Origin of the sequence: Amycolatopsis plumensis (assembly GCF_042652605.1) — a bacterium.
In the GTDB taxonomy this organism is placed as follows: domain Bacteria; phylum Actinomycetota; class Actinomycetes; order Mycobacteriales; family Pseudonocardiaceae; genus Amycolatopsis; species Amycolatopsis plumensis.
Map to the genome: position 1 here is coordinate 3,499,973 of NZ_JBHSJY010000001.1, position 26,492 is coordinate 3,526,464.

29 protein-coding genes and 1 pseudogene are annotated in these 26,492 nt (G+C 71.4%); 14 read left to right on the forward strand and 16 right to left on the reverse strand.

The window, feature by feature from the left end; translation table 11 throughout:
- Positions 1-3 precede the first annotated feature (3 nt).
- The 7 genes and pseudogenes from ACFPLC_RS16910 to ACFPLC_RS16940 all read right to left on the reverse strand — a co-directional run bounded on the left by ACFPLC_RS16910 (position 4) and on the right by ACFPLC_RS16940 (position 7,039).
- Positions 4-474 (reverse strand): MarR family transcriptional regulator, encoded by a 471-nt coding sequence (locus ACFPLC_RS16910; protein WP_378197536.1) that lies wholly within the window; start codon positions 472-474, stop codon positions 4-6.
- 10 nt (positions 475-484) lie between these two features.
- Positions 485-3,157, reverse strand: a complete 2,673-nt coding sequence (locus ACFPLC_RS16915) for a fumarate reductase/succinate dehydrogenase flavoprotein subunit (protein ID WP_378197533.1) — start codon at positions 3,155-3,157, stop codon at positions 485-487.
- A complete protein-coding gene (locus ACFPLC_RS16920) occupies positions 3,154-3,873 on the reverse strand; it encodes an ABC transporter ATP-binding protein (protein ID WP_378197530.1) in 720 nt (239 codons plus the stop codon). Before ACFPLC_RS16920 ends, ACFPLC_RS16915 begins: the two co-directional genes overlap by 4 nt.
- Positions 3,870-4,703, reverse strand: a complete 834-nt coding sequence (locus ACFPLC_RS16925) for an ABC transporter permease (protein WP_378197527.1) — start codon at positions 4,701-4,703, stop codon at positions 3,870-3,872. The genes ACFPLC_RS16920 and ACFPLC_RS16925 overlap by 4 nt, the downstream gene beginning before the upstream one ends.
- On the reverse strand, positions 4,700-5,836 hold the full coding sequence (locus tag ACFPLC_RS16930; protein WP_378236272.1) for an ABC transporter substrate-binding protein: 1,137 nt from the start codon (positions 5,834-5,836) through the stop codon (positions 4,700-4,702). Before ACFPLC_RS16930 ends, ACFPLC_RS16925 begins: the two co-directional genes overlap by 4 nt.
- Before the next feature lie 248 nt (positions 5,837-6,084).
- A complete protein-coding gene (locus ACFPLC_RS16935; protein ID WP_176173465.1) occupies positions 6,085-6,312 on the reverse strand; it encodes a 4Fe-4S dicluster domain-containing protein in 228 nt (75 codons plus the stop codon).
- An 11-nt stretch (positions 6,313-6,323) separates the two neighbouring features.
- Positions 6,324-7,039, reverse strand: a pseudogene (locus ACFPLC_RS16940) (GntR family transcriptional regulator).
- A gap of 198 nt (positions 7,040-7,237) precedes the next feature.
- On the opposite strand from ACFPLC_RS16940, the gene ACFPLC_RS16945 reads away from it, so the two are divergent.
- Positions 7,238-7,672: an SRPBCC family protein gene (locus ACFPLC_RS16945; RefSeq protein WP_206797763.1), complete on the forward strand. Its 435-nt coding sequence runs from the start codon at positions 7,238-7,240 to the stop codon at positions 7,670-7,672.
- A gap of 96 nt (positions 7,673-7,768) precedes the next feature.
- Positions 7,769-8,776, forward strand: coding sequence for an NADP-dependent oxidoreductase (locus ACFPLC_RS16950; RefSeq protein WP_378197524.1), 1,008 nt, complete (start codon positions 7,769-7,771; stop codon positions 8,774-8,776).
- Here ACFPLC_RS16950 and ACFPLC_RS16955 read toward each other — a convergent pair.
- Positions 8,773-9,396, reverse strand: coding sequence for a haloacid dehalogenase type II (locus tag ACFPLC_RS16955; protein ID WP_378197521.1), 624 nt, complete (start codon positions 9,394-9,396; stop codon positions 8,773-8,775). The two genes, ACFPLC_RS16950 and ACFPLC_RS16955, sit on opposite strands and share 4 nt — an antisense overlap.
- Before the next feature lie 71 nt (positions 9,397-9,467).
- On the opposite strand from ACFPLC_RS16955, the gene ACFPLC_RS16960 reads away from it, so the two are divergent.
- Positions 9,468-9,854, forward strand: a complete 387-nt coding sequence (locus ACFPLC_RS16960) for an ArsR/SmtB family transcription factor (protein WP_378197518.1) — start codon at positions 9,468-9,470, stop codon at positions 9,852-9,854.
- Here ACFPLC_RS16960 and ACFPLC_RS16965 read toward each other — a convergent pair.
- Positions 9,769-10,383 (reverse strand): pyridoxamine 5'-phosphate oxidase family protein, encoded by a 615-nt coding sequence (locus tag ACFPLC_RS16965; protein WP_378197515.1) that lies wholly within the window; start codon positions 10,381-10,383, stop codon positions 9,769-9,771. The genes ACFPLC_RS16960 and ACFPLC_RS16965 overlap by 86 nt on opposite strands.
- Positions 10,384-10,392: 9 nt before the next feature.
- Positions 10,393-10,992: a TetR/AcrR family transcriptional regulator gene (locus ACFPLC_RS16970; protein ID WP_378197512.1), complete on the reverse strand. Its 600-nt coding sequence runs from the start codon at positions 10,990-10,992 to the stop codon at positions 10,393-10,395.
- Positions 10,993-11,089: 97 nt separating this feature from the next.
- Between ACFPLC_RS16970 and ACFPLC_RS16975 the strand changes: the two genes are divergently transcribed.
- Positions 11,090-12,139, forward strand: coding sequence for an NAD(P)-dependent alcohol dehydrogenase (locus ACFPLC_RS16975; protein ID WP_378197509.1), 1,050 nt, complete (start codon positions 11,090-11,092; stop codon positions 12,137-12,139).
- Between the two features lie 56 nt (positions 12,140-12,195).
- Here ACFPLC_RS16975 and purU read toward each other — a convergent pair whose 3' ends face one another.
- From purU to ACFPLC_RS17000, 5 genes are all read right to left on the reverse strand, one after another.
- The gene (gene purU, locus ACFPLC_RS16980) at positions 12,196-13,062 is read right to left on the reverse strand and encodes a formyltetrahydrofolate deformylase (RefSeq protein WP_310967945.1); all 867 of its coding nucleotides are present in this window, start codon (positions 13,060-13,062) and stop codon (positions 12,196-12,198) included.
- 23 nt (positions 13,063-13,085) lie between these two features.
- Positions 13,086-13,529, reverse strand: coding sequence for a maleylpyruvate isomerase N-terminal domain-containing protein (locus ACFPLC_RS16985; protein WP_378197505.1), 444 nt, complete (start codon positions 13,527-13,529; stop codon positions 13,086-13,088).
- Entirely contained in the window at positions 13,426-14,127 is a 702-nt protein-coding gene (locus ACFPLC_RS16990; RefSeq protein ID WP_378197502.1) for a DedA family protein, read from the reverse strand. Before ACFPLC_RS16990 ends, ACFPLC_RS16985 begins: the two co-directional genes overlap by 104 nt.
- 111 nt (positions 14,128-14,238) lie before the next feature.
- The gene (locus ACFPLC_RS16995) at positions 14,239-15,042 is read right to left on the reverse strand and encodes a class I SAM-dependent methyltransferase (RefSeq protein ID WP_378197499.1); all 804 of its coding nucleotides are present in this window, start codon (positions 15,040-15,042) and stop codon (positions 14,239-14,241) included.
- Positions 15,021-15,527: a DUF2505 domain-containing protein gene (locus tag ACFPLC_RS17000; protein ID WP_378197497.1), complete on the reverse strand. Its 507-nt coding sequence runs from the start codon at positions 15,525-15,527 to the stop codon at positions 15,021-15,023. The genes ACFPLC_RS16995 and ACFPLC_RS17000 overlap by 22 nt, the downstream gene beginning before the upstream one ends.
- A gap of 24 nt (positions 15,528-15,551) precedes the next feature.
- On the opposite strand from ACFPLC_RS17000, the gene ACFPLC_RS17005 reads away from it, so the two are divergent.
- The 7 genes from ACFPLC_RS17005 (at position 15,552) to ACFPLC_RS17035 (ending at position 22,734) form a co-directional block, all read left to right on the forward strand.
- Positions 15,552-16,604, forward strand: a complete 1,053-nt coding sequence (locus ACFPLC_RS17005) for a UDP-N-acetylmuramate dehydrogenase (protein WP_378197494.1) — start codon at positions 15,552-15,554, stop codon at positions 16,602-16,604.
- A 159-nt stretch (positions 16,605-16,763) separates the two neighbouring features.
- On the forward strand, positions 16,764-17,942 hold the full coding sequence (locus tag ACFPLC_RS17010) for a L,D-transpeptidase (RefSeq protein WP_378197491.1): 1,179 nt from the start codon (positions 16,764-16,766) through the stop codon (positions 17,940-17,942).
- Between the two features lie 3 nt (positions 17,943-17,945).
- Positions 17,946-18,761 (forward strand): alpha/beta fold hydrolase, encoded by an 816-nt coding sequence (locus tag ACFPLC_RS17015; RefSeq protein ID WP_378197488.1) that lies wholly within the window; start codon positions 17,946-17,948, stop codon positions 18,759-18,761.
- Positions 18,762-18,782: 21 nt separating this feature from the next.
- A complete protein-coding gene (mshA, locus tag ACFPLC_RS17020) occupies positions 18,783-20,087 on the forward strand; it encodes a D-inositol-3-phosphate glycosyltransferase (RefSeq protein WP_229903205.1) in 1,305 nt (434 codons plus the stop codon).
- On the forward strand, positions 20,084-20,596 hold the full coding sequence (locus ACFPLC_RS17025) for a type III secretion system chaperone family protein (protein WP_364460947.1): 513 nt from the start codon (positions 20,084-20,086) through the stop codon (positions 20,594-20,596). The genes mshA and ACFPLC_RS17025 overlap by 4 nt, the downstream gene beginning before the upstream one ends.
- Before the next feature lie 71 nt (positions 20,597-20,667).
- On the forward strand, positions 20,668-21,540 hold the full coding sequence (locus ACFPLC_RS17030) for a DUF4349 domain-containing protein (RefSeq protein ID WP_378197484.1): 873 nt from the start codon (positions 20,668-20,670) through the stop codon (positions 21,538-21,540).
- A 444-nt stretch (positions 21,541-21,984) separates the two neighbouring features.
- Positions 21,985-22,734, forward strand: a complete 750-nt coding sequence (locus ACFPLC_RS17035; protein WP_191316954.1) for a phosphoglyceromutase — start codon at positions 21,985-21,987, stop codon at positions 22,732-22,734.
- Between the two features lie 51 nt (positions 22,735-22,785).
- On the opposite strand, the gene ACFPLC_RS17040 is transcribed toward ACFPLC_RS17035, so the two are convergent.
- The gene (locus ACFPLC_RS17040; RefSeq protein ID WP_378197481.1) at positions 22,786-23,424 is read right to left on the reverse strand and encodes a DNA-binding response regulator; all 639 of its coding nucleotides are present in this window, start codon (positions 23,422-23,424) and stop codon (positions 22,786-22,788) included.
- 67 nt (positions 23,425-23,491) lie between these two features.
- Between ACFPLC_RS17040 and ACFPLC_RS17045 the strand changes: the two genes are divergently transcribed.
- From ACFPLC_RS17045 to ACFPLC_RS17055, 3 genes are all read left to right on the forward strand, one after another.
- Entirely contained in the window at positions 23,492-24,352 is an 861-nt protein-coding gene (locus ACFPLC_RS17045; RefSeq protein WP_378197478.1) for an oxidoreductase, read from the forward strand.
- 146 nt (positions 24,353-24,498) lie between these two features.
- Positions 24,499-25,740 (forward strand): sensor histidine kinase, encoded by a 1,242-nt coding sequence (locus ACFPLC_RS17050; protein WP_378197475.1) that lies wholly within the window; start codon positions 24,499-24,501, stop codon positions 25,738-25,740.
- Positions 25,737-26,426: a response regulator transcription factor gene (locus ACFPLC_RS17055; protein WP_285456391.1), complete on the forward strand. Its 690-nt coding sequence runs from the start codon at positions 25,737-25,739 to the stop codon at positions 26,424-26,426. The genes ACFPLC_RS17050 and ACFPLC_RS17055 overlap by 4 nt, the downstream gene beginning before the upstream one ends.
- Positions 26,427-26,492: the final 66 nt, after the last annotated feature.

Genomic DNA, 26,492 nt, shown 5'->3' on the forward strand with positions numbered 1-26,492 from the left:
TGCTCAGTCGCCCGCCAGCGCCCCGGTGGCGTCCTGCCCCGCCGACGTCGCGCGGCGCAGGAACCCGGCGATCAGCGCCAGCTCGTCCTCGCTGTACTCGGCGCAGAGCTCGTCCATCGCCGTGTTCATCCCGGCGTAGAGCCGGAACAGCTCCCCGTTGCGGCCGCGGACCGCCCGCACGGCGACCGAGCGCCGGTCCGCCGCCTCGGGATCGCGTTCGCGGACGATCCAGCCGCCCTTCTGCAGCCGGTCGAGGATGCCGGTCATCGTGGCCGGGTGCAGCCCGGCCCGGCGGGCGACCGCGCTCGGGCTGAGCGGGCCGTGCCGGGCGATCAGCTCCAGGCACTCCAGGTCGACGTCTTTGAGCGCCAGCTGGGCGCTGACCTGGTGGTTCAGCAGCGCGAGCTGGTTGCGCAGCTCCCGCAGCGCGTCCTTCACCGCCACGGTCGACCGGCGGTGCGCTCCCGAACTCATATCGGCGAGCCTAACCGCCGAGGGCCATCCTCGTGTACGCGCGGACGTCGGCGTCGGAGTCACCGCGCCGCGCTCGCAGCCGCGCCGCCACCGACGGCTGAGCAGCCCACTTGCCCAGCGCCTGCACCGCCGCCCGGCGGACGTTCGGGTGCTCGTCCTCCAGCGCTCCGAGCAGCTGCTCGGACGGCTCGGCCAGCGCACCCAGCGCCGTCGCGGCCCCGCGGCGGACCTGCCAGGCCGGGTCCGCCAGCGACGCGAAGGCCAGCCGCGCCAGGTCGCCGCCGCAGCCCAGCTCGGCGGCGGCGGTCAGGGCGGCCGCCCGCACCAGCAGGTCGGGGTCGACGGCCAACGCGGCCACCGTCCCGGTCGCGCGGGGGTCGCCGATCGTGCCCAGCCCGGCCGCCACCGCGACCCGGACCTCGCGCGATGCGTCCGAAGCCGCCTCCGCCAGCGTCGACGCCGCATCGAGCGACACCAGGCCGCGGATCGCCTCCAGCCGGACGACGACCGCCGGGTCGGCCAGCGAGGCCGCGAACAGCGGCGCATCGCCGAGCCGCAGCGCCCGCAGAACGTCCAGGGCCACCGACCGCACGTCGGCGTCGGACACGGTCAGCGCCGACCGCAGCCCGTCGCCCAGGGACGACGACGGCGTCAGCACCTCCACCAGCTCCCGCAACCCGGCCGCCGCCGCGGCGCGCACGCGCGCGTCGATGTCGTGCAACGCCGTGACCAGCGCCGGGCCGAAGCCCTCCGGCGCCGACTCGGTGAGCACCGCGATCGCCGTCGTGCGCACCTCGGCGTCCGGATCGGCCAGGTACCCCGACAGCACCGCGAGCGAAGGCTGCTCCTCCGCCAGGGCGACGACTTCGAGGACCCGCGGCGACGAATGCGTCCGCGCCGGAGAGACCGTGGCCACGTCCGGCGGCGTGTGCCCGCTGAAGGCCGTGTGGGTCCCGAGGAGCTCGACGTCGAACTCCGGCACCGAGAACTCCGGCACCGGCACCACATACGGCGTCACCGGCCGCTTCAGGAACTCCATCTCCCCGGACGCCGTCTTGCGCAGGTTCAGGTGCGCGAGCCAGGAGACGTCGTCGCGGCCCGGGTGGTCGGTCCGGTCGTGGTAAAGCCCCCACCGGCTCTCGGTCCGCACCAGCGACGCCCGCGCCGCCATCTCGGCGCAGTCGCGGATGAACGTCACCTCGGCGCAGCGCATCAGCTCGTGCGGGGTCCGCGCCCCCATCGACGCGATCTCGCCGGTCATCCGCGCGAACGTCTCCAGCGCGATCTCCAGCTTCGCCGTCGTCTTGGGTGGCGCCACGTAGTCGTTGACGAACCGGCGCAGCTTGTACTCGACCTGCTGCTGCGGCGGACCATCCGGAGTGGACAGTGGTCGGTAGATCAGCTCGTGTGCCAGTGCGATCTGGTCCTCGGGCAGCGGAACCAGCGGACGCAGGGAGCCGGAAGCGTGCGCGCCCGCGAGGTCGCCGTAGACGAACGCGCCGATCATGTAGTTGTGCGGCACGCAGGCGAGGTCGCCCGCCGCGTACAGGCCAGGGACCGTCGTCGCGCCGTGCTCGTCCACCCAGACGCCGGACGCCGAATGCCCGCCGCACAGCCCGATTTCCGAGATGTGCATCTCGACGTCGTGCGTGCGGTAGTCGTGGCCACGGGCGGCGTGGAACGTCCCGCGCGTCGGCCGTTCGGTCGTGTGCAGGATGTTCTCCAGCGCGCCGAGCGTCTCCTCCGGCAGGTGCGTCAGCTTGAGGTAGATCGGGCCGCGCGCCGACGAGATCTCGCGCGCCACCTCGGCCATCATCTGCCCCGACCAGTAATCGCAGTCGACAAAGCGATCGCCGGCCGCGTTGACCTGGTAGCCGCCGAAGGGATTGGCGACATAAGCGCAGGCCGGGCCGTTGTAGTCCTTGATCAGCGGGTTGATCTGGAAGCACTCGATCCCGGACAGCTCGGCGCCCGCGTGGTACGCCATCGCGTAGCCGTCGCCCGCGTTCGTCGGGTTCTCGTAGGTGCCGTAGAGATAGCCGCTGGAGGGGAGGCCCAGCCGGCCACAGGGGCCGGTCGCCAGGATCACCGCCGACGCCGACACCGTGACGAACTCGCCGGTCCGCGTGTTGAACCCGGCGGCCCCGACCGCGCGCCCGCCGGACGTCAGCACCCGCACCGGCATCACGCGGTTCTCGATCGTGATGCGCTCGCGCATGTGTTTCGCCCGCAGCACGCGGTAGAGCACCTTTTTGATGTCCTTGCCCTCCGGCATCGGCAGGACGTAGCTGCCGGACCGGTGCACCCGCCGCACGGCGTACTCGCCGTACTCGTCCTTTTCGAACTTGACGCCGTACTTCTCCAGCCGCTGCACCATGGCGAACCCGCGCCGCGCGGTCTGGTACACAGTGGACTGGTTGACGACGCCGTCGTTCGCGCGGGTGATCTCGGCGACGTAGTCCTCCGGGGTCGCCTTGCCGGGGATGACCGCGTTGTTGACGCCGTCCATGCCCATCGCCAGCGCGCCCGAGTGCCGGACGTGCGCCTTCTCCAGCAGCAGCACGTTCGCGCCGCTCTCCGCGGCGGTCAGCGCGGCCATCGTCCCGGCTGTGCCGCCGCCGATGACCAGGACGTCCGTCTCGAAGTGCGTGCGGGCGGACACCGGCGGTGCTTCGAACGTCATGCCGCCACCAGCCCGTCCAGGACCTCGGCGCGCTCGGCGGCCACGGCGGGCTCGGCCGTCCGCGGCCGCGACGACTCGACGACCTTCGCCAGCCGCCCGTCGCGGGTCAGCACCGCGACCCGGTCGGCCAGGAACAGTGCCTCGTCGACGTCGTGGGTCACGAACACCACCGTCGTCGGCCGCTTGCGCCAGACGTCCACGAGCAGCCGCTGCATGGCCGTGCGGGTCTGGGCGTCGAGCGCCCCGAACGGCTCGTCGGCCAGGATCACCCGCGGCGACCCGGCGAGGGTGCGGGCGAGCTGGACGCGCTGCCGCATGCCGCCGGACAGCTCCCGCGGCAGGTGGTCCTCGTAGCCGGCCAGCCCGACCTGGGACAGCCACGACTCGGCCTCCGCCCGCCGCCGTGCCCGCGGCACCCGCCGGATGGACAGCGGCAGCTCGACGTTGCGGCGCACCGAACGCCAGGGCAGCAGCCCGTCGTCCTGGAACACCAGGGCGCGCTCGGCGGACGTGCCGGTCACCTCCACGCCGGCGGACCGGACACGGCCCGAAGACACGGGCAGCAGCCCGGCCAAGGCGCGCAGCAGCGTCGATTTGCCGCACCCCGACGGACCGGTGACGGCCAGGATCTCGGCGTCGGCGACGTCCAGGTCGATGCCGGACAGCACCGCGCGCTGTCCGTAGTGGACGCTCAGGTTCTCGATGCGGAGGCTCATGCGTTCTCCCCTCGGGGCAGCCAGCGGGTGGCGCGGCGGCCGAGCAGTTCGACGGCGGCCGAGGTGACCCAGCCGAGCAGGCCGATGGTGAGCATCCCGACGATCACGCCGGGGTAGTCGACGACGGTGTAGGCCTGCCAGGTCCGGTAGCCGACGCCGAACTCGCCGGAGATCATCTCCGCCGAGATCACGCAGATCCACGAAACGCCCATGCCGACGGACAACCCGCCGAACACGCCGGGCAGCGCGCCCGGCAGCACGACGTTCCACAGCACCCGCCCCCGCGAGCCGCCCATCGTGCGGATCGCGTCCTCCCAGACCACCGGCAGCGCGCGCACGGCATGCCGCGTGCTGACCACGACCGGGAAGAACGCGGCGATGAAGGTGATGAAGATGATCCCCTGCTCGTTGCTGGGGAACAGCAGGATGGCGATGGGCACCATCGCGATGGCCGGGATCGGCCGCAGCACCTCCAGGAGCGGCTGGACGACGTCGGACGTGCCGCGGGAGCGCGCGATCGCCGTGCCGAGCCCGATCCCGAACACCGCGGCCAGCGCGAAGCCCGTCACGATCCGGCGCAGGGAGTCGAGCAGGTCCTGGTAGTAGACGGCGGTGCCGAGCTGGTAGCCGAGGTCGCGGGCGACTTCGACCGGCGTGGGCAGGCGGTCGAAGTGCAGCCACAGGTCGACGTCGAAGGCGGTCAGCAGCTCCCACACGACCAGCGCGGCGACGATGCTGCCCGCGCGGACGGCGAGCCGGCTGAACCGCCGTCTCGGTGGCGTCGGCGGGGCTTCCGCGATGGCGGGTTCGTGGTCGAGGGTCTGGGTCATCGGGACTCCTCCACGGCTTGCGCGTAGCTGACGATCGAGCCGGGGTGCCCGGCGAGGTGGGCGCGGGCGCCGTCTTCGGTGGTGAAGGGCAGCAGCGCGCCGCCCGCGTCGCGCACCCAGACGGCCTTGTCGGCGAACCAGCGGGTGCCCGTGGCCGCGTCGGGCACGTAGGCCGCGCGGACCGGCTTCCCCGCGTGCGCCACGGCCTCGAGCAGGCACGATGGCGTGGTGGCGGGGTGGGTGGTGGTCTCGCCGGACAGCCACAGCTCACCCGCGCCGCGCGGATCGGTGACGGGCCGCGAGCACGTCGTGTCGAAGCCCTCCACCGGTGCTGGGTTGTCCAAAGAGGACGCGGCGGTGTCGTAGGACGGGCCGTAGATCTCCCGCAGGTACCGGTCGTCGACGAACGCGCCGAGGTCGAGCCGCTTGATGTTGCCGATCGACCGCAGGAAGGGCGCGTCGGTTTCGAGGGCGCCGATCAGCGGGCGCTTGAGCGGCAGGTCGAAGGTGACCATGCCGCCGGCGCCGTTGTAGAGGTAGACGACCTCGGCCGGGAGCTTCGTGGCGGACGCGACCTTCAGCGCCGCGTCCATCGGGTGCTGGTGCAGGTAGTCAGTCGCGTCGCGCTGCGCCCGCAGGAACTCCGTGACGACGTCGTGGTGACTGTCCGCATAGGACTCCCGGACGACGACACCGTGCCAGGTCGGCAGGTTCAGCGCCGAGCCGTCGTAGAGCAGCCGGGCCTGGTTCGCGAACACCAGCTGGCCCGGCCACGCGACGAACTGCCCGAGCGCGTCGACCGACCCGGACAGCAGCCCGGACGCGCCGACCGCGGGCGCCTGGTTCTGGAGGTGGACGTCGTCGGGCCCGACGCCGATGTTCTGCAGGGCGTGCACGGTGGTGCCGTGCCCGGCCGAGCCGATGCTGGCGGAAATCTTCTTCCCGCGCAGGTCGGCCAGCGTGCGGGCGGGAGAGTTCGGCGGTACGACGACCATGTTCAGCGCGCCCAGCAGGTTGTAGCCGGTGGCGGCGACCAGTTTGGTGCGGCCGTCGCCGAACTCCTGCGTGCGGGAGCCGTTGATGAGCAACGGGTAGTCGCCCATCGAGCCGATGTCGATCTTCCCGGCCACCATCTGAGCGGTGATCGGCGCGCCGGTCGAGTAGTCCTGCCACGTGACGTGATAGCGCTTCCCGTCCCGTTTGCCCAGGTCCGCGAGGCGCTGCTCGAAGTACCCGAGCGAGCGCAGCAGCGTGCCCGCGGTGACGGTGTTGATCGTCTTCGACTGGTAGCCGATGACGACCTCGACGTCGTTCGACGTCGACGCGTTCGCGGTGCAGCCCGCGGCCAGCAGCGCGGCGGCGAGCAGGGTCCGGACGGCCTTCACCGCAGCAGGTAGGGCATGTTGATGGTCACCGCACCCGTCGGGCAGCGCGCCGCGCACGGTCCGCAGTACCAGCACTCGTCTACGTGCATGTACGCCTTGTCGGTGTCCGGGTCGATGGCCAGTGAGTCGAGCGGGCACATGTCGACGCACAGGCGGCAGCCGTCGAGGCACTTCGACTCGTCGATCGTCACCGGGACGTCGACCCGGCTCGGCACGAGGGGCATGGCGGTCTCCTTCAGGAACGGTCGAGGCGGGCGCGCATGGTGAGGCGGTCGCCGCGCAGCCGGATGTATTCGAGGTCGACGGGCCGTCCGTCGGCGAAGTGCGTGAGGCGCTCCCACCGCAGCAGTGCCGCGCCCGGTGGAACTTCCAGCACCGCGGCGGTTTCGGGTCGGCGTTGAGGGCTTCGACGTCGATGTCGGCGTAGCCCAGCCGCTGCCCGGACGTCTCCTCGATGAGCGCGAAGACGTCCCGGCCGGCGAGGTCGTGCTCCAGCAGCGGCTTCCCGATCTCCGGCAGCAGGTAGGTGAGGTCGAGCGACAGCGGCACGCCGTCGAGTTTTCTGAGTCGCTCGAGGTAGACGACCTCGGAGCGTTCGGGCACGCCGAGCCGGTGCGCCACCACGGCGGGCGCGGGCACGAGATCCGCGGCCCGGACCTCGTTGGTGACCTCGCCGTGCTCCCGCAGCACCTCGGCGAGCCCGGCCAGCCGGTTGAGCCCGTGCGGGTACTTGTGCCCGACCACGACCGTGCCGACCCCCGGCTGACGGGTGATCAGGCCGTCGTCGCGCAGCAGCGCGAGGGCCTCCCGCACGGTGTTCCGGGTCGCCGAGAACTCCACCGTGAGGTCTTCCTCGCACGGCAGCGTCTCCTCGGCCAGCACCTGACGGCGCAGCAGGTCGGCGACCTGTCTCGCGCTGTCGGACCTGGTCCGCCGGGGTGTGGTGGGCATGGCGGCGAGGATGGCCAGCGGACGTTAACACCGTGTTACGCCACTTCTGGCAGTGTTGGCGACGCGCTGACCAGCGGAAACAGCTGTCCAGGCCGGACTTCCGCCGCTCACTATCTGGGACGTCCGAGGGCGCCCGCCGCGGGTGCTGGGTGCGGTGAAATCGTGGACCCTGATCTGTACGCCGGGAAAAGGAGTGAAATGGGAAAGGTCACGGCCACCGCGGAGCGCACCATCGACGCCCCGGCCGACAAGGTCCGCGCGCTCGTCGCCGACTACGCCGAGACGCGGCCGAAGCTGCTCACCGAGCACTACCGCGACTACCAGGTGACCGAGGGCGGCGTCGGCGCCGGGACCAAGGCGAGCTGGAAGCTGCAGGCGACTTCGAAGCGGGTGCGGGACGTGGCCGCGACCGTCACCGAGCCGCGCCCGGGGACGCTGGTCGAGACGGACGCGAACTCGAGCATGGTCACCACGTGGACGGTCACCGAAGCGGGTGAACGCAGTGTGGTGAAGATCGAGACCACGTGGGACGGTGCCGGTGGCATCGGCGGCTTCTTCGAGAAGACTTTCGCGCCGGGTGGGTTGAAGAAGATCTACGACGGCGTCTTGGAGAAGCTCGCCGAGATCGTGTGACGCCTCACAATCGGAATCTGCGCCCCGGTTAGCTGGTTACATCGGGTGGAATCCGGGGCGCCTGCCCCGCTTCGAGACCATGGAGGAGATCCGACGATGAGCACGGCGACCGAAATCCGGCTGGCTTCGCGACCGGAAGGCGTGCCGACGCACGAGAACTTCGAGATCGTCGACACCGAGGTGCCGACGGCGGGCGACGGCCAGATCCTGGTCCGCAACCTGATCATGAGCGTCGACCCCGCGATGCGTGGCCGCATGAGGGACGTCAAGTCCTACGCGCCGCCGTTCCAGGTCGGCGAGGTCATGTCCGGCGGGGCGGTCGGCGAGGTCGTCGAGTCGAACGTCGACGACGTCAAGGTGGGTGACCACGTGCTGCACCAGGCCGGCTGGCGCACCCACGCCGTGCTCGACGCGGGCCGGTACGTGAAGGTGGACGGGGCCGCGGCGCCGCTGTCGACGTACCTCGGCGTGCTCGGCATGCCAGGCCTGACCGCCTACTCGGGCCTGCTGGAGTCGGCCGAGTTCAAGCCGGGCGACACCGTGTTCGTCTCGGGTGCGGCCGGCGCGGTCGGCTCGCTGGTCGGGCAGATCGCGAAGCTGAAGGGCGCCAAGCGCGTCATCGGCTCGGCGGGTTCGGCGGAGAAGGTCCGCCACCTGATCGACGACCTCGGCTTCGACGCCGCCTTCAACTACAAGGACGGCCCGGTCGCCGAGCAGCTGCACAAGGCGGCGCCGGAGGGCATCGACGTCTACTTCGACAACGTCGGCGGCGAGCACCTCGAAGCCGCGATCGACGCGATCACCCTGCACGGCCGGATCGTCATCTGCGGGATGATCTCCACCTACAACGCGACCGAGCCGACGCCGGCGCCGCGCAACCTCGCGCAGGTCATCGCCAAGCGGCTCACCATCCGCGGCCTGCTGGTGATCGACCACTGGCACCTGCAGCAGCAGTTCGTCACCGAGATCGCGCCGCTGGTGAACTCCGGCGAGATCAAGTACTCGGAGACCTTCGTCGACGGCATCCGCAACGCCCCCGAGGCGTTCATCGGCCTGCTGTCGGGCGCCAACACCGGCAAGATGCTGGTCCGGATCGCCGACTAGAGCAGTCCGGCCAGCTCCGGCAGGGTCGACGCAGTGTAGGTGGGCGCGGGCGAGCCGGGCAGCGGGTGGACGCCGGGACGGGTGAGCAACGCCGTCTCGAGCCCCGCCGCCTGGGCGCCCGCGATGTCCCAGTCGTGCGCGGCGACCATGACCGCGCGCTGCCCGGGGTAGGCCGCCGTGACCTGCCGGTACGGCTCCGGCGCGGGCTTGAGCCTGCCGACCTGCTCGGCCGAGAAGATCCGGTCCAGCAGCGCGGCCAGCCCGGCGTTCTGCAGCTGGGCCTCGGCGGTGGCGAGCGGCGAGTTCGTCAAGGCGACGAGGGTGTGGCCCTGGTCGCGGAGTTTCGCCAGGCCCGCTTCGACGTCCGGGTGGGCGGGGAGGCCGCGCAGTCCTTCGCCGACCTTCGCGAGGTCGATTTCGCGCCCGTGCCGGGCCGCGACCTCGATCGCGGCCTCCCCGGCGATGCCCGCGAAGTCGCGGTAGCCACCGGTCGCCGTCACGGTCAGAACGGTGTGGATGGCCAGGCCGAACCACTCGCGCCGCAGCTCGGGGCCGCCGATGACGGGATCGATCGCGGTGAGGTCGAGCAGCGTCTCGTTGACGTCGAACACGCACAGCACTGAGGGCCTCCGGAGGTTCGATGGTGTTCGTACCTCGCCGAAGGTACGACGATTGTCGTACCATGTCCAGCATGGCTGGTGAGTTCCCCGTTCCCGAGCTGGCCGAGGTCGACCTCGGCGCGGTGCTGTCCGCCCTCGCGGACCCGCACCGGCGTGAGGTGGTGCTGCAGCTGCTCCGCGAGGACGGCGAAGAGCGGGCCTGTGCGTCGTTCCCGCTGCCGATCGCCAAGTCGACCCGCACGCACCACTGGCGCGTGCTGCGCGAAGCCGGCCTGGTCCGGCAGCGCGACGCGGGGAACGGCACGTTCGTCCGCCTGCGCCGGGACGAGTTCGACGCGCGGTTCCCCGGGTTGCTCGACGTGGTCGCCGGGATCAGTACTGCTGGGTCATCGCCCGTTCGTCGAGCCGCGCGTCCAGCTCCGCCGCCGAGACCGCGAGGGACATCTGGTCCCGCATGATCGTGCCCATCGACGGCAGTGCCGCGCGGTCCGGCCACGTCTCCGGCTGCCACAGCGACGACCGCAGGAACGCCTTGGCGCAGTGCATGTAGAGCTCCTCGACCTCGACGACCACGGCCAGCCGGGGCCGCTTGCCCTTGACCACCAGGTCGTCGAAGAACGGCGCGTCCGAGACCAGTTTCGCGCGGCCGTTGACCCGCAGCGTCTCGTTCATGCCCGGGATCAGGAACAGCAGCCCGGCGTGCGGGTTGTCGACGATGTTGCGGAAGCTGTCCGCCAGCTTGTTGCCCGGGCGGTCCGCGAGGGCCAGCGTTTTGTCGTCGAGCACCAGCACCGAGCCCGCCGGGTCGCCGCGCGGGGAGACGTCACAGCTGCCGTCCGGTGCCGACGTGGCCAGCAGCACGAACGGCGAGTGCGCGATCAGGTTCCGCGCGTGCTCGTCGATCCGGTCGATGACCTTCTGCTGCGTCAGCTCGGCGACCTCGCCGATCACCTCGCGGAGTGCCTCGTGTGAGTCGATGATCCCCATGCGCCCAACCTAGCGGGCACCACCGACAATCCGGCCGGCGATGGCGGCGCGCGCGGCCTCGGTGGACTTGCGCACCACCAGGTCCGTCGAATACCCGTGCTTCACGAAGACGCCGTCGAGCTGGAACGTGCCGTAGCCGTGGGCCTGGGTGAACAGCTGCTCCATCAGTTCCAGCGCGGTCGCCGGGTCCGGGGCGACCGTCAGGCAGCGCATCAGGAACACGTCGGTGAGCCGGCGGGTCTGCTCGTGCAGGCCGACGTGCTCCGGGCCGTGCAGCCCTTCGGCGTAGATCACGTTCATCCCGGCGCGCCGCTCGATCAGGTACCTCGTGTACGCCCCCGCGGCCGCGGCCAAGGCGTCCGCCGGATCCGGGTGCTCCTCGGCCGCCGCGGTGACGCGGTCCGCGAGCTGGCAGGCGACGTGCGCCGCCACCTCGGCCAGAAGGGTCTCCCGGGTGGCGAAGTGCCGGTAGGGCGCGCCGGGGCTGACCTTCGCCCGCCTCGCCACCTCGGCGACCGAGAAGCCGGCCAGGCCCTGCTCGGCGATCAGGTCGAGCGAGACGCGCACGAGCTCGCCGCGGAGGTCGCCGTGGTGGTACTTGCCGCCCATGACCCGGATCACATCTCTCGGTCGAAATATGTAAGAGGGCTCTTACGTAGGACATGTATGAGACCTCTTACGACGGTACTTGAACTTGGAGGGTTCCATGAGCACCACCACGCACGCCATCGCCGCTCCGGCGCCGGGCGCGCCGCTGGCGCCGACCACGATCGAGCGCCGTGACCTGCGTCCCGACGACGTGCTGATCGACATCGCCTACGCCGGCATCTGCCACAGCGACATCCACCAGGCCAAGGAGGACTGGGGCCAGGCGATCTTCCCGATGGTCCCGGGCCACGAGATCGCCGGCGTGGTCGCCGCGGTCGGTTCGGACGTCACGAAGTACCAGGTCGGCGACCGCGTCGGCGTCGGCTGCATGGTCGACTCCTGCGGCGAGTGCGAGTACTGCCTGGCCGGCACCGAGCAGTTCTGCGTCAAGGGCAACGTCCAGACCTACAACGGCGTCGGCTTCGACGGCGAGAACACCTACGGCGGCTACAGCAACCAGATCGTCGTGAAGGACGCCTTCGTCTGCCGCATCCCGGAGGGCATCGACCTCGACGTCGCCGCGCCGCTGCTGTGCGCGGGCATCACCACCTACTCGCCGCTGCACCACTGGGGCGCCGGCCCCGGCAAGAAGGTCGCCGTGATCGGCCTGGGCGGGCTCGGGCACATGGGCGTCAAGATCGCCGCCGCGATGGGCGCCGAGGTGACCGTGCTGAGCCAGAGCCTCAAGAAGCAGGAAGACGGCCTGAAGCTCGGCGCGAAGGACTACTACGCCACCAGCGACGAAGCGACCTTCGACGTGCTGCGCGGCAAGTTCGACATCATCCTCAACACCGTGTCGGCCAAGCTGCCGATCGACGCCTACCTGGGCCTGCTCAAGGTCGGCGGCGCGATGGTCAACGTCGGCGCGCCGGGCGAGCCGCTGGCCTACAACGCCTTCTCGCTGCTCGGCGGCAACAAGGTGCTGGCCGGCTCGATGATCGGCGGCATCGCCGAGACCCAGGAGATGCTGGACTTCTGCGCGAAGCACGGCATCGGCGCGGAGATCGAGACGATCTCGGCCGACCAGGTCAACGAGGCCTACGAGCGCGTCGAGAACTCCGACGTCCGCTACCGCTTCGTCATCGACGCCAAGACCATCGGCGCCTGACGGCTCGTGAGTGTTTAGGCGGGTTCTAACCCGCCTAAACACTCACGAGGCCGGGGTCAGAAGACGACGGTGCGGTTGCCGTGCACCAGCACGCGGTTCTCCAGGTGCCAGCGGAGGCCGCGGGCCAGCGTGACCTTCTCGATGTCGCGGCCCTTGCGGACCATGTCCTCGACCGAGTCGCCGTGGTCGACGCGGATGACGTCCTGCTCGATGATCGGGCCCGCGTCGAGGTCCGCCGTCACGTAGTGGCAGGTCGCGCCGACCAGCTTCACCCCGCGCGTGTGGGCCTGGTGGTACGGCTTCGCGCCGATGAACGACGGCAGGAAGCTGTGGTGGATGTTGATCGCGCGGCCGGCCCACTCGCGGCAGAGGTCGGCGGGCAGGATCTGCATGAACCGGGCCAGCACCACCGCGTGCGGGTCGTGCTCGTCGACCAGCTTGCGCACCTGCTCGAACGCTTCCTGCTTGCCGCCGGCCGGGAACGGCACGTGGTGGAACGGGATCCCGTGCGCGCGGGTGATGTCGGCGAGGCTGTCGTGGTTGCCGATCACCGCGGCGACGTCGACGTCGAGTTCCCCGGACGCGACCCGGCCGAGCAGGTCGTACAGGCAGTGCCCGGCCTTGGAGACGAGGATCACCGCGCGCCGCCGCTCACCGGTGTCGCTGACCTGCCAGCTCGACTCGGCGGACAGCTCCGCGGCCACCTCGCCGAAGCGGGCGCGCAGCTCGGCGGCGTCGAAGGGCAGCGAGTCGGCCCGGACCACCTGGCGGGTGAAGAACCAGCCCGTGTCCGGGTCGGTGTGGTAAGCCGCCTCGACGATCCAGCCGCCGTGCTCGGCGAGGAACCCGGAGATCCGGGCGATGATGCCGGTGCGGTCGGGGCAGCCGAAGGTGATGACGTAGCGGCGTTCGGGAGCGGTCACCCCGGCATTCTCTCTTGCGCTGGTCAGGGCGCCGGGAGCCGGTCCCCGCACCCGGCCGAACTCGGCAGCAGGACTCCGCACACCATTTCGTCGGCACCCCGCGCGAACTCGGGCGCCAGTCGCGTCGGCACGGGCTGCGCGAGGGCGGATTCGGCGTCGAGGCGGTGGATCGCCGTCGCGTGGGCCAGCCGGGGAGTCCACGGCGATTCCGGGTTCCGCGCCAGGGCTTCGCGCAGGGCGAGGCGCTGGCCGTCCCACCATCCGAGCACGTCCTCCCAGTCCGGCGGCGGCGTCGGTGACAACGGCCGGTCCAGCACCCGGCCGATCGCCGCGCCGTGCACGGAAGCGATGTGCGTCACCAGGTCATGGACAGTCCACTTCGGACAGTTCGGCACCCGCGCGGACGGCCCGGCCTTGAGCGCCGCCCGCTTCAGCGCGTCCGCGTGAACGTCGATCGCTTCGAGCATGCGCCGACCGTAGCCGCCGTCCGGCTTCGATGGCGAAGACCAGGCTCAGACCGAGGCCGAAGGACAGCAGCAGGCCCTTGGCCGGCTCGTCGGCGAAGGCGGCGCCGCCGGCGAAGCCGATCAGCACGCTGTACACCGCCCAGATCGCCGCGCCGGCGGCGTCGAGTGGCACGAACCGGCGTAGGGGATAGCCGAGGCTGCCGTTGGCGAGGGCGCTGGCGACGCGGCCGCCCGGCAGGTAGCGGGCGGCGATGATCAGCAGGCCGCCGTTGTGCCGCACCTGGTCGCGGGCCCATTCGTGGCGACGGCGGCCGTCCGGGCCGCGCTGCAGCCGCGCGATGGCCTGCGGACCGGCCGCCCGGCCGACGGCGTACCCGAGGCAGTCGCCCGCCCACGCGCCCCCGGCCGCCACCGCGGCGAGCAGGGTGAGCTGCACGGGGTCGGGGCCGAGCAGGACGGCGACGGTGACGACCGTGGTCTCGCTGGGCATGAACGGCAGCAGCGCGTCCAATCCGGACACGGCGAAGACGAGCACCCACAGCCACGGCGAGCCGAGCGCGCCGCGCAGCAGCTCGGTGACCTGCCCCAGGAGTTCCACGGCTCAATGGTGATCACCGCAGGTCACTTCGGGGTGACGCAGCGGGGGTGGCCCGGTGAACAGGTGCAGTGAATGACTCATTCCTGGCGTCCAACGCAAGGAATGAGTCATTCACTGCGTTGGGGCGACCACGGACCAGGGGACGGTCAGCTCGCCGAGGCGGATCCGGGACGGCGGCCCCAGCACCGGCCAGCCCCGCGCGGCCAGCAGCCGGACCGTCTCCAGCCAGCGCGACCGCACCCCGAACGCCTGGTGCGGAGCCGCCGTCGCCCAGCAGGCGTCGAGGGCCGACAACAGCGCGTGGACGCGTTCCCCGGGCACGTTCCGGTGGATCAGCGCCTTCGGCAGCCGCTCGGCCACGGTCGACGGGCGATCCAGTCCCGCCAGCCGCATCGAGAGCGTCAGCGAGACCGGGCCGGACCGGGCCACCAGCACCCAGGACGACAACCGGCCGATCTCGTCGCACGTGCCCTCGACCAGCAGGCCCTCGGCGGGCATCGAGTCCAGCATCAGGCCCCACGCGCCCGCGACCTCGTCCTCGGCGTACTGCCGGAGCACGTTGAACGCCCGGACCAGCACCGGGCGCGTCCCGGCCAGCTCGAACCCGCCGCGGCGGAACTCCAGGAACGGCGGTGCGGCGGCGGACTGGGCGACCGCCACCCGCTCCGGGTCCAGCTCGAGGCCCAGCACGCGGACGTCCGGCCGGACCCGGCGCAGCCACCGCGCCAGCTCGACCGTCGTGACCGGGGAAGCGCCGTAGCCGAGGTCGACGACCAACGGCGAGCCGGCCGCGCGCAGCAGCCGGGACGTCGGCGGCGCGGAGGCGATCCAGCGGTCCACCCGGCGCAGGCGGTTCGGGTTGGTCGTGCCGCGGGTCGGGGCGCCGACCGGGGTCAGTTTGCTTGCGCGAGCCACTTCGCGGCGAATTCGGCTTCGCGCTCCAGCAGCTTGGTGACCTGCTCGGCGATCACGGTCTCCAGCTTCCCGCCGAACAGCGGGATCCGGACGGTGACCTCGCCGCTGATCCGCAGGACGGTCTGGTCGCCGTTGGCGAGCAAGGCCGTCCGCGCGCTGATCTCGCCGGGGACGCCGCCGACCTCGACCGAGGCGTCGCCCTGCCGTCCGGTGCCGTCCTTGCTCACCCGCCAGGTCTGCGTGCGGGTCACCATCAGGTCGCCCTTGTGCACCGTCCGCACCGCCTGCGGCAGCTTGTCCGCGCTGATGCCCTGCCGCAGCTGGTACCGCAGGTCCGACCCCGAAACCTCGTACGACAGCAGCGCCGCGCCGTGGCCGCCAAGCTCCTCCAGGCGGGCCCGCAGCGCCTCCTCGCCGGCGACGGCCGCGTACGTGGCCGCGACGTCGGCGGCGAACTCGGCACGGTGCTCGATCCGGGATCCCATGGACCGAACAGTACCGTCAGGCGGGTGAACCCCCGTACTTCCGAACTCCCGAAGCTCGCCGCGTACACCACGTTGCGCCTCGGCGGGCCGGCCCGCCGCTTCGTCAGCGCCACGACCAGCGAAGACCTGGTCGACGCCGTCCGCGAGGCGGACGCGGCGGGCGAGCCCGTGCTGCTGCTCGGCGGCGGCTCCAACCTGGTGGTCGGCGACGCGGGGTTCGACGGCACGCTCGTCGAGGTGGCCACCACCGGCTACCGGCGCGACGGCGGGATCGTCGACGTCGAAGCCGGCCAGAACTGGGACGCCTTCGTCGCCGGCCTGGTCGAGGCCGGGCTGGGCGGGCTCGAATGCCTCTCCGGCATCCCCGGCAGCGTGGGGGCGACGCCGATCCAGAACGTCGGCGCGTACGGCTGCGAGGTCGCCCAGTCGATCGTCTCGGTGGAGCTGTACGACCGCGGGACGCGCGAAGTGCGCACGCTCGAGGCCGCCGAACTCGGCTTCGCCTACCGCACCAGCGTCCTCAAGGGCACGGACTCCGGCGTGGTGCTCTCGGTCCGCTTCGAGGTCCGCGAAGACGGCCTCTCCGCGCCCATCCGCTACGCCGAGCTGGCGCGCACGCTCGGCGTCGAGATCGGCGCCCGCGTCCCGGCCGCCGATGCCCGCGAAGCCGTCCTGAAGCTGCGTCGCGGCAAGGGCATGGTGCTCGACCCGGCCGACCACGACACGTGGAGCGCGGGCTCGTTCTTCACCAACCCCATCGTGCCGAGCGCCGAGGCCGAAGCGGTCCTGAAGCGGATCACCGAGGTCGTCGGCGCGGAGGTCCCGCAGTACCCGGCCGACGGCGGTGTCAAGCTGTCCGCGGCCTGGCTGATCGAACGCGCGGGCTTCGCCAAGGGGTACCCCGGTCCGGGGAACCGGGTTTCGCTGTCGACGAAGCACACCCTGGCGCTGACCAACCGCGGCGACGCGACGACGGCGGACCTGCTCGCCCTGGCCCGCGAGGTCCGCGACGGCGTCCACGAGCGCTTCGGCGTCCGGCTGCACCCCGAACCGCTGCTGATCAACTGCGTGATTTGAGCCAAACCGGGCAACCCGTCCGTGTGTAGGACGTCTTTGTCGACAAGACGTCCGCCACCTGGCTGGTGGGACTTTGCCCACCGGCGGGTAACGTCGGTCGGGTGACCAGCGCTAGAGGGCGTGTGCCCGCTGGTCGGCGGGGGATTCCAGGAGGTATCGGTGATCGAACGGCGTACGGTCTTCAAGGCTGCTCTGGCGGCTGGAGCCGCACTGGTCGCCGCCGCGTGTTCGAGCGAGACGGGCGGCACCGCCAAGCCGACCGGCGCCAACAGCGACGGCGAGGGCGGTGGCGCGCAGCCCGTGGCGAAGATCACGGCCGAGCCCGCCGCCGACGCCAAGGACGTCCCGGTGCTCAAGCCCGCCGTGCTCAAGGTCGCCGACGGCAAGCTCACCGAGTGCAAGCTGAGCGCCGACGGCGGCAAGGACGTCAAGGGCGACCTCGCGCCGGACGGCCTCACCTGGACCAGCTCCGAGCCGCTCGGCTACGGCAAGACCTACACCTACTCGGCCAAGGCCACCGGCAGCGACGGCAAGCCGGTCGAGTTCACCGGCAAATTCACCACGATCAACCCGGCCAAGCAGGTCCGCGCCACGCTCAACCCGGCCGACAACCAGACCGTCGGCGTGGCCATGCCGATCAGCGTCAAGTTCGCGTCGCCGGTCAAGGACCGCAAGGCGGTCGAGAAGGCCCTGTCCGTGAAGACGGACAAGGAGGTCGAGGGCGCGTGGGGCTGGCTCTCCGACAGCCAGGTCGACTACCGGCCGAAGGAGTACTGGCCGCAGAACATCACGGTGAACGTCGAGGCGAAGCTGTACGGCGTCGACCTGGGCGGCGGCGCGTACGGCAAGGCCGACGTCACCACGAAGTTCAAGATCGGCCGCAACCAGGTGGTCAAGGTCAACACCCCGGACCACCAGATGCGCGTCTACCGCGGCGGCTCGCAGGTCAAGAGCTACCCGTGCGCGAACGGGCTGGACGCCGAGGTCGACCGCAACACCCCGAACGGCACCTACATCATCATGAGCAAGGAGCCGTCGGCGATCTTCGACAACGCCCGCTACGGCTACACGAACGTCAACAAGAAGTGGGCCTGCCGGTTCTCCAACCACGGCGAGTTCATCCACGAGAACCAGGACAACGCGGCCAACATCGGGAAGAACAACAACTCCCACGGCTGCGTCAACCTGCTCGAGGCGGACGCCAAGGACTACTTCGACTCGGCGCTGGTCGGCGACCCGGTCGAGATCACCGGCTCCAAGCTCGGCCCGCCGATGAACTCGGACGTCAAGGACTGGAACTTCAGCTGGTCGGCCTGGCAGGGCCTGGGCGCGAAGTAACCCGTGCGCACCGAAGTCGTCGGGCACGGCGGGGTCCGGCTCGGCCTGCGGGTCGAGGGCGAGGAGAACAGCCGTCCGATCGTGTTCGTGCACGGCTGGGCGCAGTCGGCCGGGTGCTGGGCCGCGCAGCTCGCCGACCCGGCCCTGACCGAGCGGTTCCGGCTGGTCGCGGTGGACCTGCGCGGCCACGGCGCCTCCGACGTCCCGGCCACCGGGTACGACGCCCCGGAAGCCTGGGCCGACGACCTCGCCGCGGTGCTCGACTTCGCCGGCCCTGAGGCCATCGTCGTCGCCTGGTCCTACGGCGGCCTGGTGCTGACCGACCACATCCGGGTGCACGGCACCGCACGCCTGCGCGGGCTCGTGCTCGTCGGCGCGATCACCGAGATCGGGCGCGACCGGCCGGGCGGACGCGTCGGCGCGCTGATGCGCGAGCACATGCGGGCGATGCTTTCGGACGATCCGGACATCGCGGTCCCGGCGCTCACCGCGTTCAGCCGCGGGATGACCAGCGGGCCGGTGCCGGGCGCGCAGGCCCAGGCCCTGCTCGGGGCTTCGCTGAGCGTGCCGCCGTCGGTCCGTTCGGCGCTGTTCCGCCGGGACGTCGGCAGCGAAGACGTGCTGGCCGGGATCGACAAACCGGCCCTGGTCGTGCACGGCACGGCCGACCGCGTGATCGAGCCCTCGGCGGCCGAACACGCCCTCGGGAAGATTCCGGGTGCGACCGGGCGTTGGTTCGTTGGTGGGGGGCACGCGCCCTTCGCCGAGTCCGCGGCCGAGTTCGGCGCGGTGCTCCGGCAGTTCGCCGAGGAATGCTGACGCAGCAGGAGACGTGACCAGGTGACCAGCAACATCCGAAGGTTCCGCGCTGTGCCGCGCCGGATCGCGGTGCTGTCCGTGCACACCTCGCCACTCGAACAGCCGGGGACCGGCGACGCCGGTGGGCTGAACGTCTACGTCCGCCAGACCGCGACCGAGATGGCCCGCCGCGGCGTCGAGGTCGAGGTGTTCACCCGCGCGACCGCGTCCGGTCAGCCGCCGGTGGCCGAACTGGCGCCCGGCGTGACCGTGCGGCACGTGCAGGCCGGCCCGTTCGAGCCGCTGGGCCGCGACGAGCTGCCCGCCCAGCTGTGCGCGTTCACCTCCGGCGTGCTGCGGACCGAGGCCTTCCACGAGCCCGGCCACTACGACCTCATCCACTCGCACTACTGGCTGTCGGGCCAGGTCGGCTGGCTCGCCCGCGACCGGTGGTCCGTCCCGCTCGTGCACACCGCGCACACACTGGCGAAGGTGAAGAACGCCGCGCTCGCCGAGGGCGACAAGCCCGAGCCGCGCACCCGCGTGATCGGCGAAGAGCAGGTGGTCGCCGAGGCCGACCGGCTGGTCGCCAACACCGCGGTCGAAGCCCGCCAGCTCATCGACCTCTACGACGCCGAGCCGCACGCGGTGCACGCCGTGCCGCCGGGTGTCGACCTCGAGCGCTTCACGCCGGGCTCCCGGTCCGCCGCGCGGGCGGAGCTGGGGCTGGCCGAAGACGACGTCGTGCTCGCCTTCGCCGGCCGGATCCAGCCGCTCAAGGCGCCGGACGTGCTGCTGCACGCCGCGGCCGCGATGCTGCGGCGCCGTCCCGAGCTGGCTTCGCGGCTCGTCGTACTGGTCGTCGGCGGCCCTTCGGGCACCGGGCTGGAGCAGCCGCAGGCGTTGCGCGAGCTGGCCGTTTCCCTGGGCATCGAGCGGCAGGTCCGGTTCCTGCCGCCGCAGCCGGGCGAGCGCCTCGCGCGCGTCTTCCGCGCCGCCGACGTCGTCGCGGTGCCGAGCTACAACGAGTCGTTCGGCCTGGTCGCGCTGGAGGCGCAGGCCTGCGGGACGCCGGTGGTCGCCGCCGAGGTCGGCGGCCTGCCGGTGGCGGTGCCGCACGGCGTCTCCGGTCTCCTGGTGCCCGGGCACGGCGCCGACGAGTGGGCGGACGCGCTGGCCGCCGTCGCCCTGCGCCCGGACCGGCGCGCCGAACTCGCCGCCAACGCCGTGGTGCACGCGCGCCGGTTCTCCTGGCGCCGCACGACGGACGCGCTCCTCGACATCTATGCTCAGGCCACCGGCGCCTTCCGGAACGCGCTGGACCTGCGCGCGGAGGTGGCGGTGTGAGCTTGGACCAGCTGATCCAGTCTACGTTGGACTCGGCCGAGCTGAAGTACGACAAACGCGGTCCCGGCAAGTACTTCGTCACGCTGCCCGGCACGAAGAAGCTGCAGACGAACGCCTGGCTGGTCGACGGCGACCACGCGTTTTCGGTGGAGGCCTTCGTCTGCCGGCGTCCCGACGAGTCCCATGAGGACGTTTACCGCTTCCTTCTGCAGCGCAACGCGAAGCTCTACGGCGTGCACTACACAGTGGACAGTCTCGGAGACATCTACCTGGTCGGCCGGTTCGGCAAGGAGACGATGAGCGCCGACGAGCTCGACAAGGTGCTCGGCCAGGTGCTGGAAGCGGCCGACGGCGACTTCAACACGCTGCTCGAGATCGGGTTCGCGACGTCGATCAAGCGCGAATGGGACTGGCGCGTCTCTCGCGGTGAATCCCTGGCGAACCTCCAGGCGTTCAAGCACCTCGTCGCGCCCGAGAAGCCGCATGAACCGGGCTTGACCGAGTCGTAATCGGAGGTCGTGCAACGGCCCGGAACCGGACATCCGTCCCCTCGCCAGTCGAAACTGGAGGGAGACGCAGGATGCGGATTCGATGGAGAGCCGGGCTCGCGGCCGCGGGCGTGGTGTTCGTGCTGGCCGGCTGCTCGGCGGCGCAGGAGGGGAAGTCGTCCACGGCGGCGGACAGCGCCGGTTCCGGGCCGGTCCCGGCCGCGCCGCAGCAGGGCAGCGGCAAAGCCGGGCAGGAGAAGGTGACCGCGCCGCAGCCCGGGGCCACCGACCGCAAGCTCGCGCGCAGCGCCCGGCTCGAACTGACCGCGCCCAAGGTCACCGACGTCGTCGCGCAGGCCCGCGGGATCGCGGAGGGCGCGGGCGGCTACACCGGCCAGGAGAGCACCGGCGACGAGCTGGCGACGCTCAACCTCGCGGTGCCCGCCGACAAGCTCGACGGCGTGCTCGACCAGCTCTCGCACCTGGGCAGCAGCCTGGTGAAGCGGGAGCTGAACACCCGGGACGTGACCGAGCAGGTCATCGACGTCGAAGCCCGGCTGGCGACGCAGCGGGCGTCGGTGGAACGAATCCGCGCGCTGCTGGCGCGGGCGACTTCGGTGTCGGAGATCGCCTCGGTCGAAAGCGAGCTGACCAGCCGCGAGGCGACGCTCGAATCCCTCGAACAGCAGCGGAACTCCCTCGCCGGCAGTGTCGCGATGGCGACCGTGGCGATGACCGTCCGCAACGTCGCGGCGCCCCCGCCGCCGTCGGAGGACCACAGCGGGTTCCTCGGCGGGCTGGCCGGCGGCTGGCACGCGTTCCTCGTCTTCGGTGGCGGCCTGCTGACCGTGCTGGGCGCGGTCGCGCCGTTCCTGCTGTTCCTCGTACCGCTGGCGTGGCTCGGCCGGTGGCTGTACCGCCGTCGACGTCCGGTGGGGCCGGCGCCGGAACCGAGCGAGGGCTGAGCGGAACAGGCGGGACGGCTCGAGGGAGGGGGAGTCGCGATCTCGAGCCGCCCCGCTGAAGTTCCCGCCGATCAGGACCCGGTGACGAGGGGGGTGCCAACGGGGCCGGCGGGCCGCGGCCCGGCAGGGGGGAGACGAGCCGCGGTCAACGCCCGAATCCGGCCGGGGAGTGCGTGGAATCCGGCCGCTCGGGACGTAGTCAACCTGTCAGATCCCGGCCGGTAATCACAAGACTACTGGCTAGCCCGTTCGAGTGAACTTTCGAAATGTCGATAACGGTATGCAGTCTGTCGTCGGGATTTTGCGCGCTGTTGGCAGGTGGACTTGTCGAAGAGTGAGGTGTTACTCCGCGGTAACGCACTCTGGGTAGGACCACTGTCCCGGCGTTCGATGCGGCGGAGGTCACCGATCGGTTGCACGGTGCGTTCTGGCAGGCTGTGAGCCATGGCCGAGATTGGGACGTTGGTGCTGCTGCGGCACGGGCAGAGCACGTGGAACGCGGAAAACCTGTTCACCGGCTGGGTGGACGTACCGCTTTCGGAGCAGGGCGAGGGCGAAGCCCGCCAGGGCGGGCAGCTGCTGGCCGACGCCGGGCTGCTCCCGGACGTGGTGCACACCTCGCTGCTGCGTCGCGCGATCTCCACCGCGAACATCGCGCTGGACGCCGCCGACCGGCACTGGATCCCGGTGAAGCGCGACTGGCGCCTCAACGAGCGCCACTACGGCGCGCTGCAGGGCAAGGACAAGAAGCAGACCCTGAACGAGTTCGGCGAGGAGCAGTTCATGCTCTGGCGCCGCTCGTACGACACCCCGCCGCCGGCGATCGACCCGAAGGACCAGTGGAGCCAGGCGGGCGACGCCCGCTACGCCGGCCTCGGCGACCAGGCCCCGCTGACCGAGTGCCTGAAGGACGTCGTCGAGCGGCTGCTGCCGTACTGGGAGTCCGAGATCGTGCCGGACCTGCGCGCAGGCAAAACGGTGCTGGTCGCCGCGCACGGCAACTCGCTGCGCGCGCTGGTCAAGCACCTCGACGGCATCTCCGACGCCGACATCGCGGGCCTGAACATCCCGACGGGCATCCCGCTGCGCTACGACCTCACCGAGGACCTGCGGCCGGCGAAGCCGGGTGGCGAGTACCTCGACCCCGACGCCGCCAAGGAAGCCGCGGCCGCGGTCGCCAACCAGGGCCGCTGAGCTTTCCCGAAGGCCGCGTCACCAGGATCCCGGTGACGCGGCCTTCGTGGTTCACAGCAAACCGGCCTCGCGGGCCCGCGCTCCGGCCTGGAAGCGCGACGACGCCCCGAGCAGTTCCATCAGCTCCGCCACCCGGCGCCGGTAGGTGCGCAGGCTGACGCCCAGCGCCCGGGCCGCCGTCTCGTCCTTGCAGCCCGATCCCAGCTGCTCGAGGATCTCCCGCGCGCCCAGCTCGGTGAACCGCGCCTGGTACGACTCCAGGTCGGTGGCGCCGTGCCAAGCCGCCTCGAACAGCGACTCGATGCCCTGGACCAGGGCGGGGCTGCTGATCACCGTGTAGCCGCGGACACCGGCGACGTGGTCGCCGGCCACGATGGCGATCCGGCGGTCGAGGATGATCGTCTCGTTGATCTCGCGTTCGGTGATCCGGATCCGGGCGCCGCCCGCGGCCATCGTCCGCAGGTGCTCGGCCAGCGCGGGGTCGATGAGCACGCCGGGCTGGTAGACCTTGCGCACGGTCATGCCCCGCAGCGACTGCTCGCGCTCCGGCGCGGCCGGGTGCGCCACCGACCACGTGTGCAGGTCGCGGGCCGCGCACGAGATCTCCGTCGCGGCCTCGAACAGGTGCGCCGTGCGCTCGAACAGCTCGGCCTCACCACGCACCATGACGACGTCGGTCACCTTCTCCACGTGTTCCAGTGTGGCAGCAAACTGCCAAACCCGGTGGTCACGACGGCCCGGCCGGAAGGCTGGAGCCATGACCACGAACACGCTCCCCGCCGCCGCGGCGGGCACCTGGAAGCTCGGCTCCTTCGAAGTCAACCGCCTCGGGTTCGGCGCCATGCGCCTGATGTCCACTTCGGACGGGGGGATCCGCGCCCGCGAAACGTCGCTCGCCGTCCTGCGCCGGGCCGTCGAGCTGGGCGTGAACCACTTCGACACCGCGGCCTTCTACTTCGACGGCCCGCGCTCGGCCAACGAACTGCTCAACACCGCGCTGGCGCCCTACGACGACCTGGTGATCACCACCAAGATCGGCCCGGGACGCGACTACGAAGGCACCTTCTCCACGGCCCGGCCGGACCAGCTGCGCGCCCAGGTCGAACAGAACCTGCGCGAGCTGGGCCTGGACCACCTCGACGTCGTCAACTACCGGATCGGGCAGAGCCTCGAGCGCGGCACCGGCTCGCTCGCCGACGGCTTCGGCGTGCTCGCCGAACTGCGGGAGCAGGGCCTGATCCGCGAGCTGGGCATCTCCAACGTCGGCCCGGAACACCTCACCGAGGCCCTGGAGATCGCGCCCGTCGTCTGCGTCCAGAACCAGTACGGCCTCACCGCCCGCCGCGAGGACGACGAACTGGTCCGGATGTGCGCCGAGCGGGGGATCGCCTTCGTGCCGTTCTTCGCCGTCGCGAGCGGTACCGGCGAGGACGCGCGGGTCGCCGAGGTCGCCCGCCGTCACGACGCCACCCCGGCGCAGGTGCGGCTCGCGTGGACCCTCCACCAAGGACCGCACGTGCTCGCCATCCCCGGCACCGGCGACGTCGGGCACCTCGAGCAGAACGTCGCCGCGGCGGCGCTCGAGCTCACCGCCGAAGACCTGCGGACCCTGGGGTGAATTCGCCCGGAATGTCTCGCCGAGGAATCGATCGGGTGAACGCCGCCTGAAGCCCCGGCGAACATGTCCTCCGCAGGTGTCGCGGTGCTCACGACAAGGCGGACAACGCTAGGCCGAAGGGCCACTTCTCAGCTTACGATCGGCCCGTGACCACGCCTGTTTCACTCGCACTGGCCATCGGCGCACTGGTGGCCGGTGCGGTGGTCGGCTACTTCCTGGCGCGGGCGCGCACCCGCCGGGAAGAAGCCCGGCCGCCGGGTCCGACCGTCGCGGAGCTCCTCGAACGGCTGGTCCGCTCTTCCGACAACGGCATCGTCGTGCTCAACCGCTTCGGCGACATGGTGCTGCACAACCCGCGTGCCTACGAGCTGGGCCTGGTCCGGGTCAACCAGGCGGATCCGCGGGCCCGCAAGGCCGCCGAGCAGGTGGCCGAGACCGACGAACCGCTGGAGATCGACCTCTCGCCGCTCGAAGCGCGCGGCCGCCAGCCGGAGGCCGTGCTCGGGCAGGTCCGGCCGCTCGGCGACGGCTTCACCGTCGTCGAGGCCGTGGACCACTCCGAGGCCATCCGGCTGGAAGCCGTGCGCCGCGACTTCGTCGCCAACGTCAGCCACGAGCTCAAGACCCCGGTCGGCGCGATCGCGCTGCTCACCGAGGCCGTGCTCGACGCCGCCGAGGACGTCGAGGAGGTCCGCCGCTTCGGCGGCAAGATCCTGCGCGAGTCCACCCGCCTGGGCCAGCTCGTCACCGAGCTGATCGCGCTGTCGCGGCTTCAGGGCGCCGAACGGCTGCCGGACCTCAACGTCGTCGAGGTCGACGCGGTCGTCCGCGAGGCGCTCGGCCGCACGACGCTCTCGGCCGAGTCCGCGGACATCAGCGTCACCACCGACAGCCCCAGCGGCCTGCTCATCGAGGGCGACCGCACGCTGCTGGTCACCGCGCTGTCGAACCTGCTGGAGAACGCCGTCGCCTACTCGCCGGCCGGCAGCCCGGTGTCGATCTCCCGGCGGCTCGCCGACGGGATGGTCGAGATCGCGGTCACCGATCGCGGCATCGGCATCGCCGAGGACGAGCAGCAGCGCGTTTTCGAGCGCTTCTACCGCGCCGACAAGGCCCGCTCGCGCGCCACCGGCGGCACCGGCCTCGGCCTGGCGATCGTCAAGCACGTCGCGGCCAACCACGGCGGCTCGGTCGGGCTGTGGAGCCGTCCGGGCACCGGCTCGACGTTCACCCTGCGCATCCCCGCGCACGTCAGCCCCGACCCGGCCGGCGAGCCGGCGCGGGCGGCCAAGACCTCGCCGGCACCGCGGCAGGAGAAGACCCCCGAGCGCACCCCGAGGCTCGTGGTTACCGGGCAGGACAGCCCAGATCATGGAGGAAACCTGTGACCAGGGTTCTCATCGTCGAGGACGAGGAGTCGTTCGCCGACCCCCTCGCCTTCCTGCTGCGCAAGGAAGGGTTCACCGCGGCCGTCGCCGGGACGGGCCAGGCCGCGCTGGAGGAGTTCGACCGCAACGGCGCCGACATCGTGCTGCTCGACCTCATGCTGCCCGGGATGAGCGGCACCGACGTCTGCAAGCAGCTGCGCCAGCGCTCGGCCGTGCCCGTCATCATGGTGACCGCGCGCGACAGCGAGATCGACAAGGTCGTGGGGCTGGAGCTGGGCGCGGACGACTACGTGACGAAGCCGTACTCGGCCCGTGAGCTGATCGCCCGGGTCCGCGCGGTGCTGCGCCGCGGCGGCGAGCCGGGCGCGGACGGCGAGCTGGCCCCGCTGGTGCTCTCGGCCGGCCCGGTCCGGATGGATGTCGAGCGGCACGTGGTGACGGTGGACGGCGCCGAGGTGTCGCTGCCGCTCAAGGAGTTCGACCTGCTCGAATACCTGCTCCGCAACGTCGGCCGGGTGCTGACCCGCGGGCAGCTGATCGACCGGGTGTGGGGCGCGGACTACGTCGGCGACACGAAGACGCTGGACGTCCACGTGAAGCGGCTGCGCTCGAAGATCGAACCGGACCCGGGCTCGCCGCGCCACCTGGTGACGGTTCGCGGCCTGGGCTACAAGTTCGAGACGTAACCCCCGTTCAAGCCGTCACTTTCATAGGGAAAGTGATCCGGAGTTCCCGCTCCGGGCACTTTCACG

Bases quoted from the DNA above. Each gene is read 5' to 3' on its own strand.
- ACFPLC_RS16910 (WP_378197536.1), bottom strand. From the start codon at position 474: ATGAGTTCGGGAGCGCACCGCCGGTCGACCGTGGCGGTGAAGGACGCG.
- ACFPLC_RS16915 (WP_378197533.1), bottom strand. From the start codon at position 3,157: ATGACGTTCGAAGCACCGCCGGTGTCCGCCCGCACGCACTTCGAGACG.
- ACFPLC_RS16920 (WP_378197530.1), bottom strand. From the start codon at position 3,873: ATGAGCCTCCGCATCGAGAACCTGAGCGTCCACTACGGACAGCGCGCG.
- ACFPLC_RS16925 (WP_378197527.1), bottom strand. From the start codon at position 4,703: ATGACCCAGACCCTCGACCACGAACCCGCCATCGCGGAAGCCCCGCCG.
- ACFPLC_RS16930 (WP_378236272.1), bottom strand. From the start codon at position 5,836: ATGGTGGCCGGGAAGATCGACATCGGCTCGATGGGCGACTACCCGTTG.
- ACFPLC_RS16935 (WP_176173465.1), bottom strand. From the start codon at position 6,312: ATGCCCCTCGTGCCGAGCCGGGTCGACGTCCCGGTGACGATCGACGAG.
- ACFPLC_RS16945 (WP_206797763.1), top strand. From the start codon at position 7,238: ATGGGAAAGGTCACGGCCACCGCGGAGCGCACCATCGACGCCCCGGCC.
- ACFPLC_RS16950 (WP_378197524.1), top strand. From the start codon at position 7,769: ATGAGCACGGCGACCGAAATCCGGCTGGCTTCGCGACCGGAAGGCGTG.
- ACFPLC_RS16960 (WP_378197518.1), top strand. From the start codon at position 9,468: ATGGCTGGTGAGTTCCCCGTTCCCGAGCTGGCCGAGGTCGACCTCGGC.
- ACFPLC_RS16965 (WP_378197515.1), bottom strand. From the start codon at position 10,383: ATGGGGATCATCGACTCACACGAGGCACTCCGCGAGGTGATCGGCGAG.
- ACFPLC_RS16970 (WP_378197512.1), bottom strand. From the start codon at position 10,992: ATGGGCGGCAAGTACCACCACGGCGACCTCCGCGGCGAGCTCGTGCGC.
- ACFPLC_RS16975 (WP_378197509.1), top strand. From the start codon at position 11,090: ATGAGCACCACCACGCACGCCATCGCCGCTCCGGCGCCGGGCGCGCCG.
- ACFPLC_RS16985 (WP_378197505.1), bottom strand. From the start codon at position 13,529: ATGCTCGAAGCGATCGACGTTCACGCGGACGCGCTGAAGCGGGCGGCG.
- ACFPLC_RS17000 (WP_378197497.1), bottom strand. From the start codon at position 15,527: ATGGGATCCCGGATCGAGCACCGTGCCGAGTTCGCCGCCGACGTCGCG.
- ACFPLC_RS17030 (WP_378197484.1), top strand. From the start codon at position 20,668: ATGCGGATTCGATGGAGAGCCGGGCTCGCGGCCGCGGGCGTGGTGTTC.
- ACFPLC_RS17035 (WP_191316954.1), top strand. From the start codon at position 21,985: ATGGCCGAGATTGGGACGTTGGTGCTGCTGCGGCACGGGCAGAGCACG.
- ACFPLC_RS17045 (WP_378197478.1), top strand. From the start codon at position 23,492: ATGACCACGAACACGCTCCCCGCCGCCGCGGCGGGCACCTGGAAGCTC.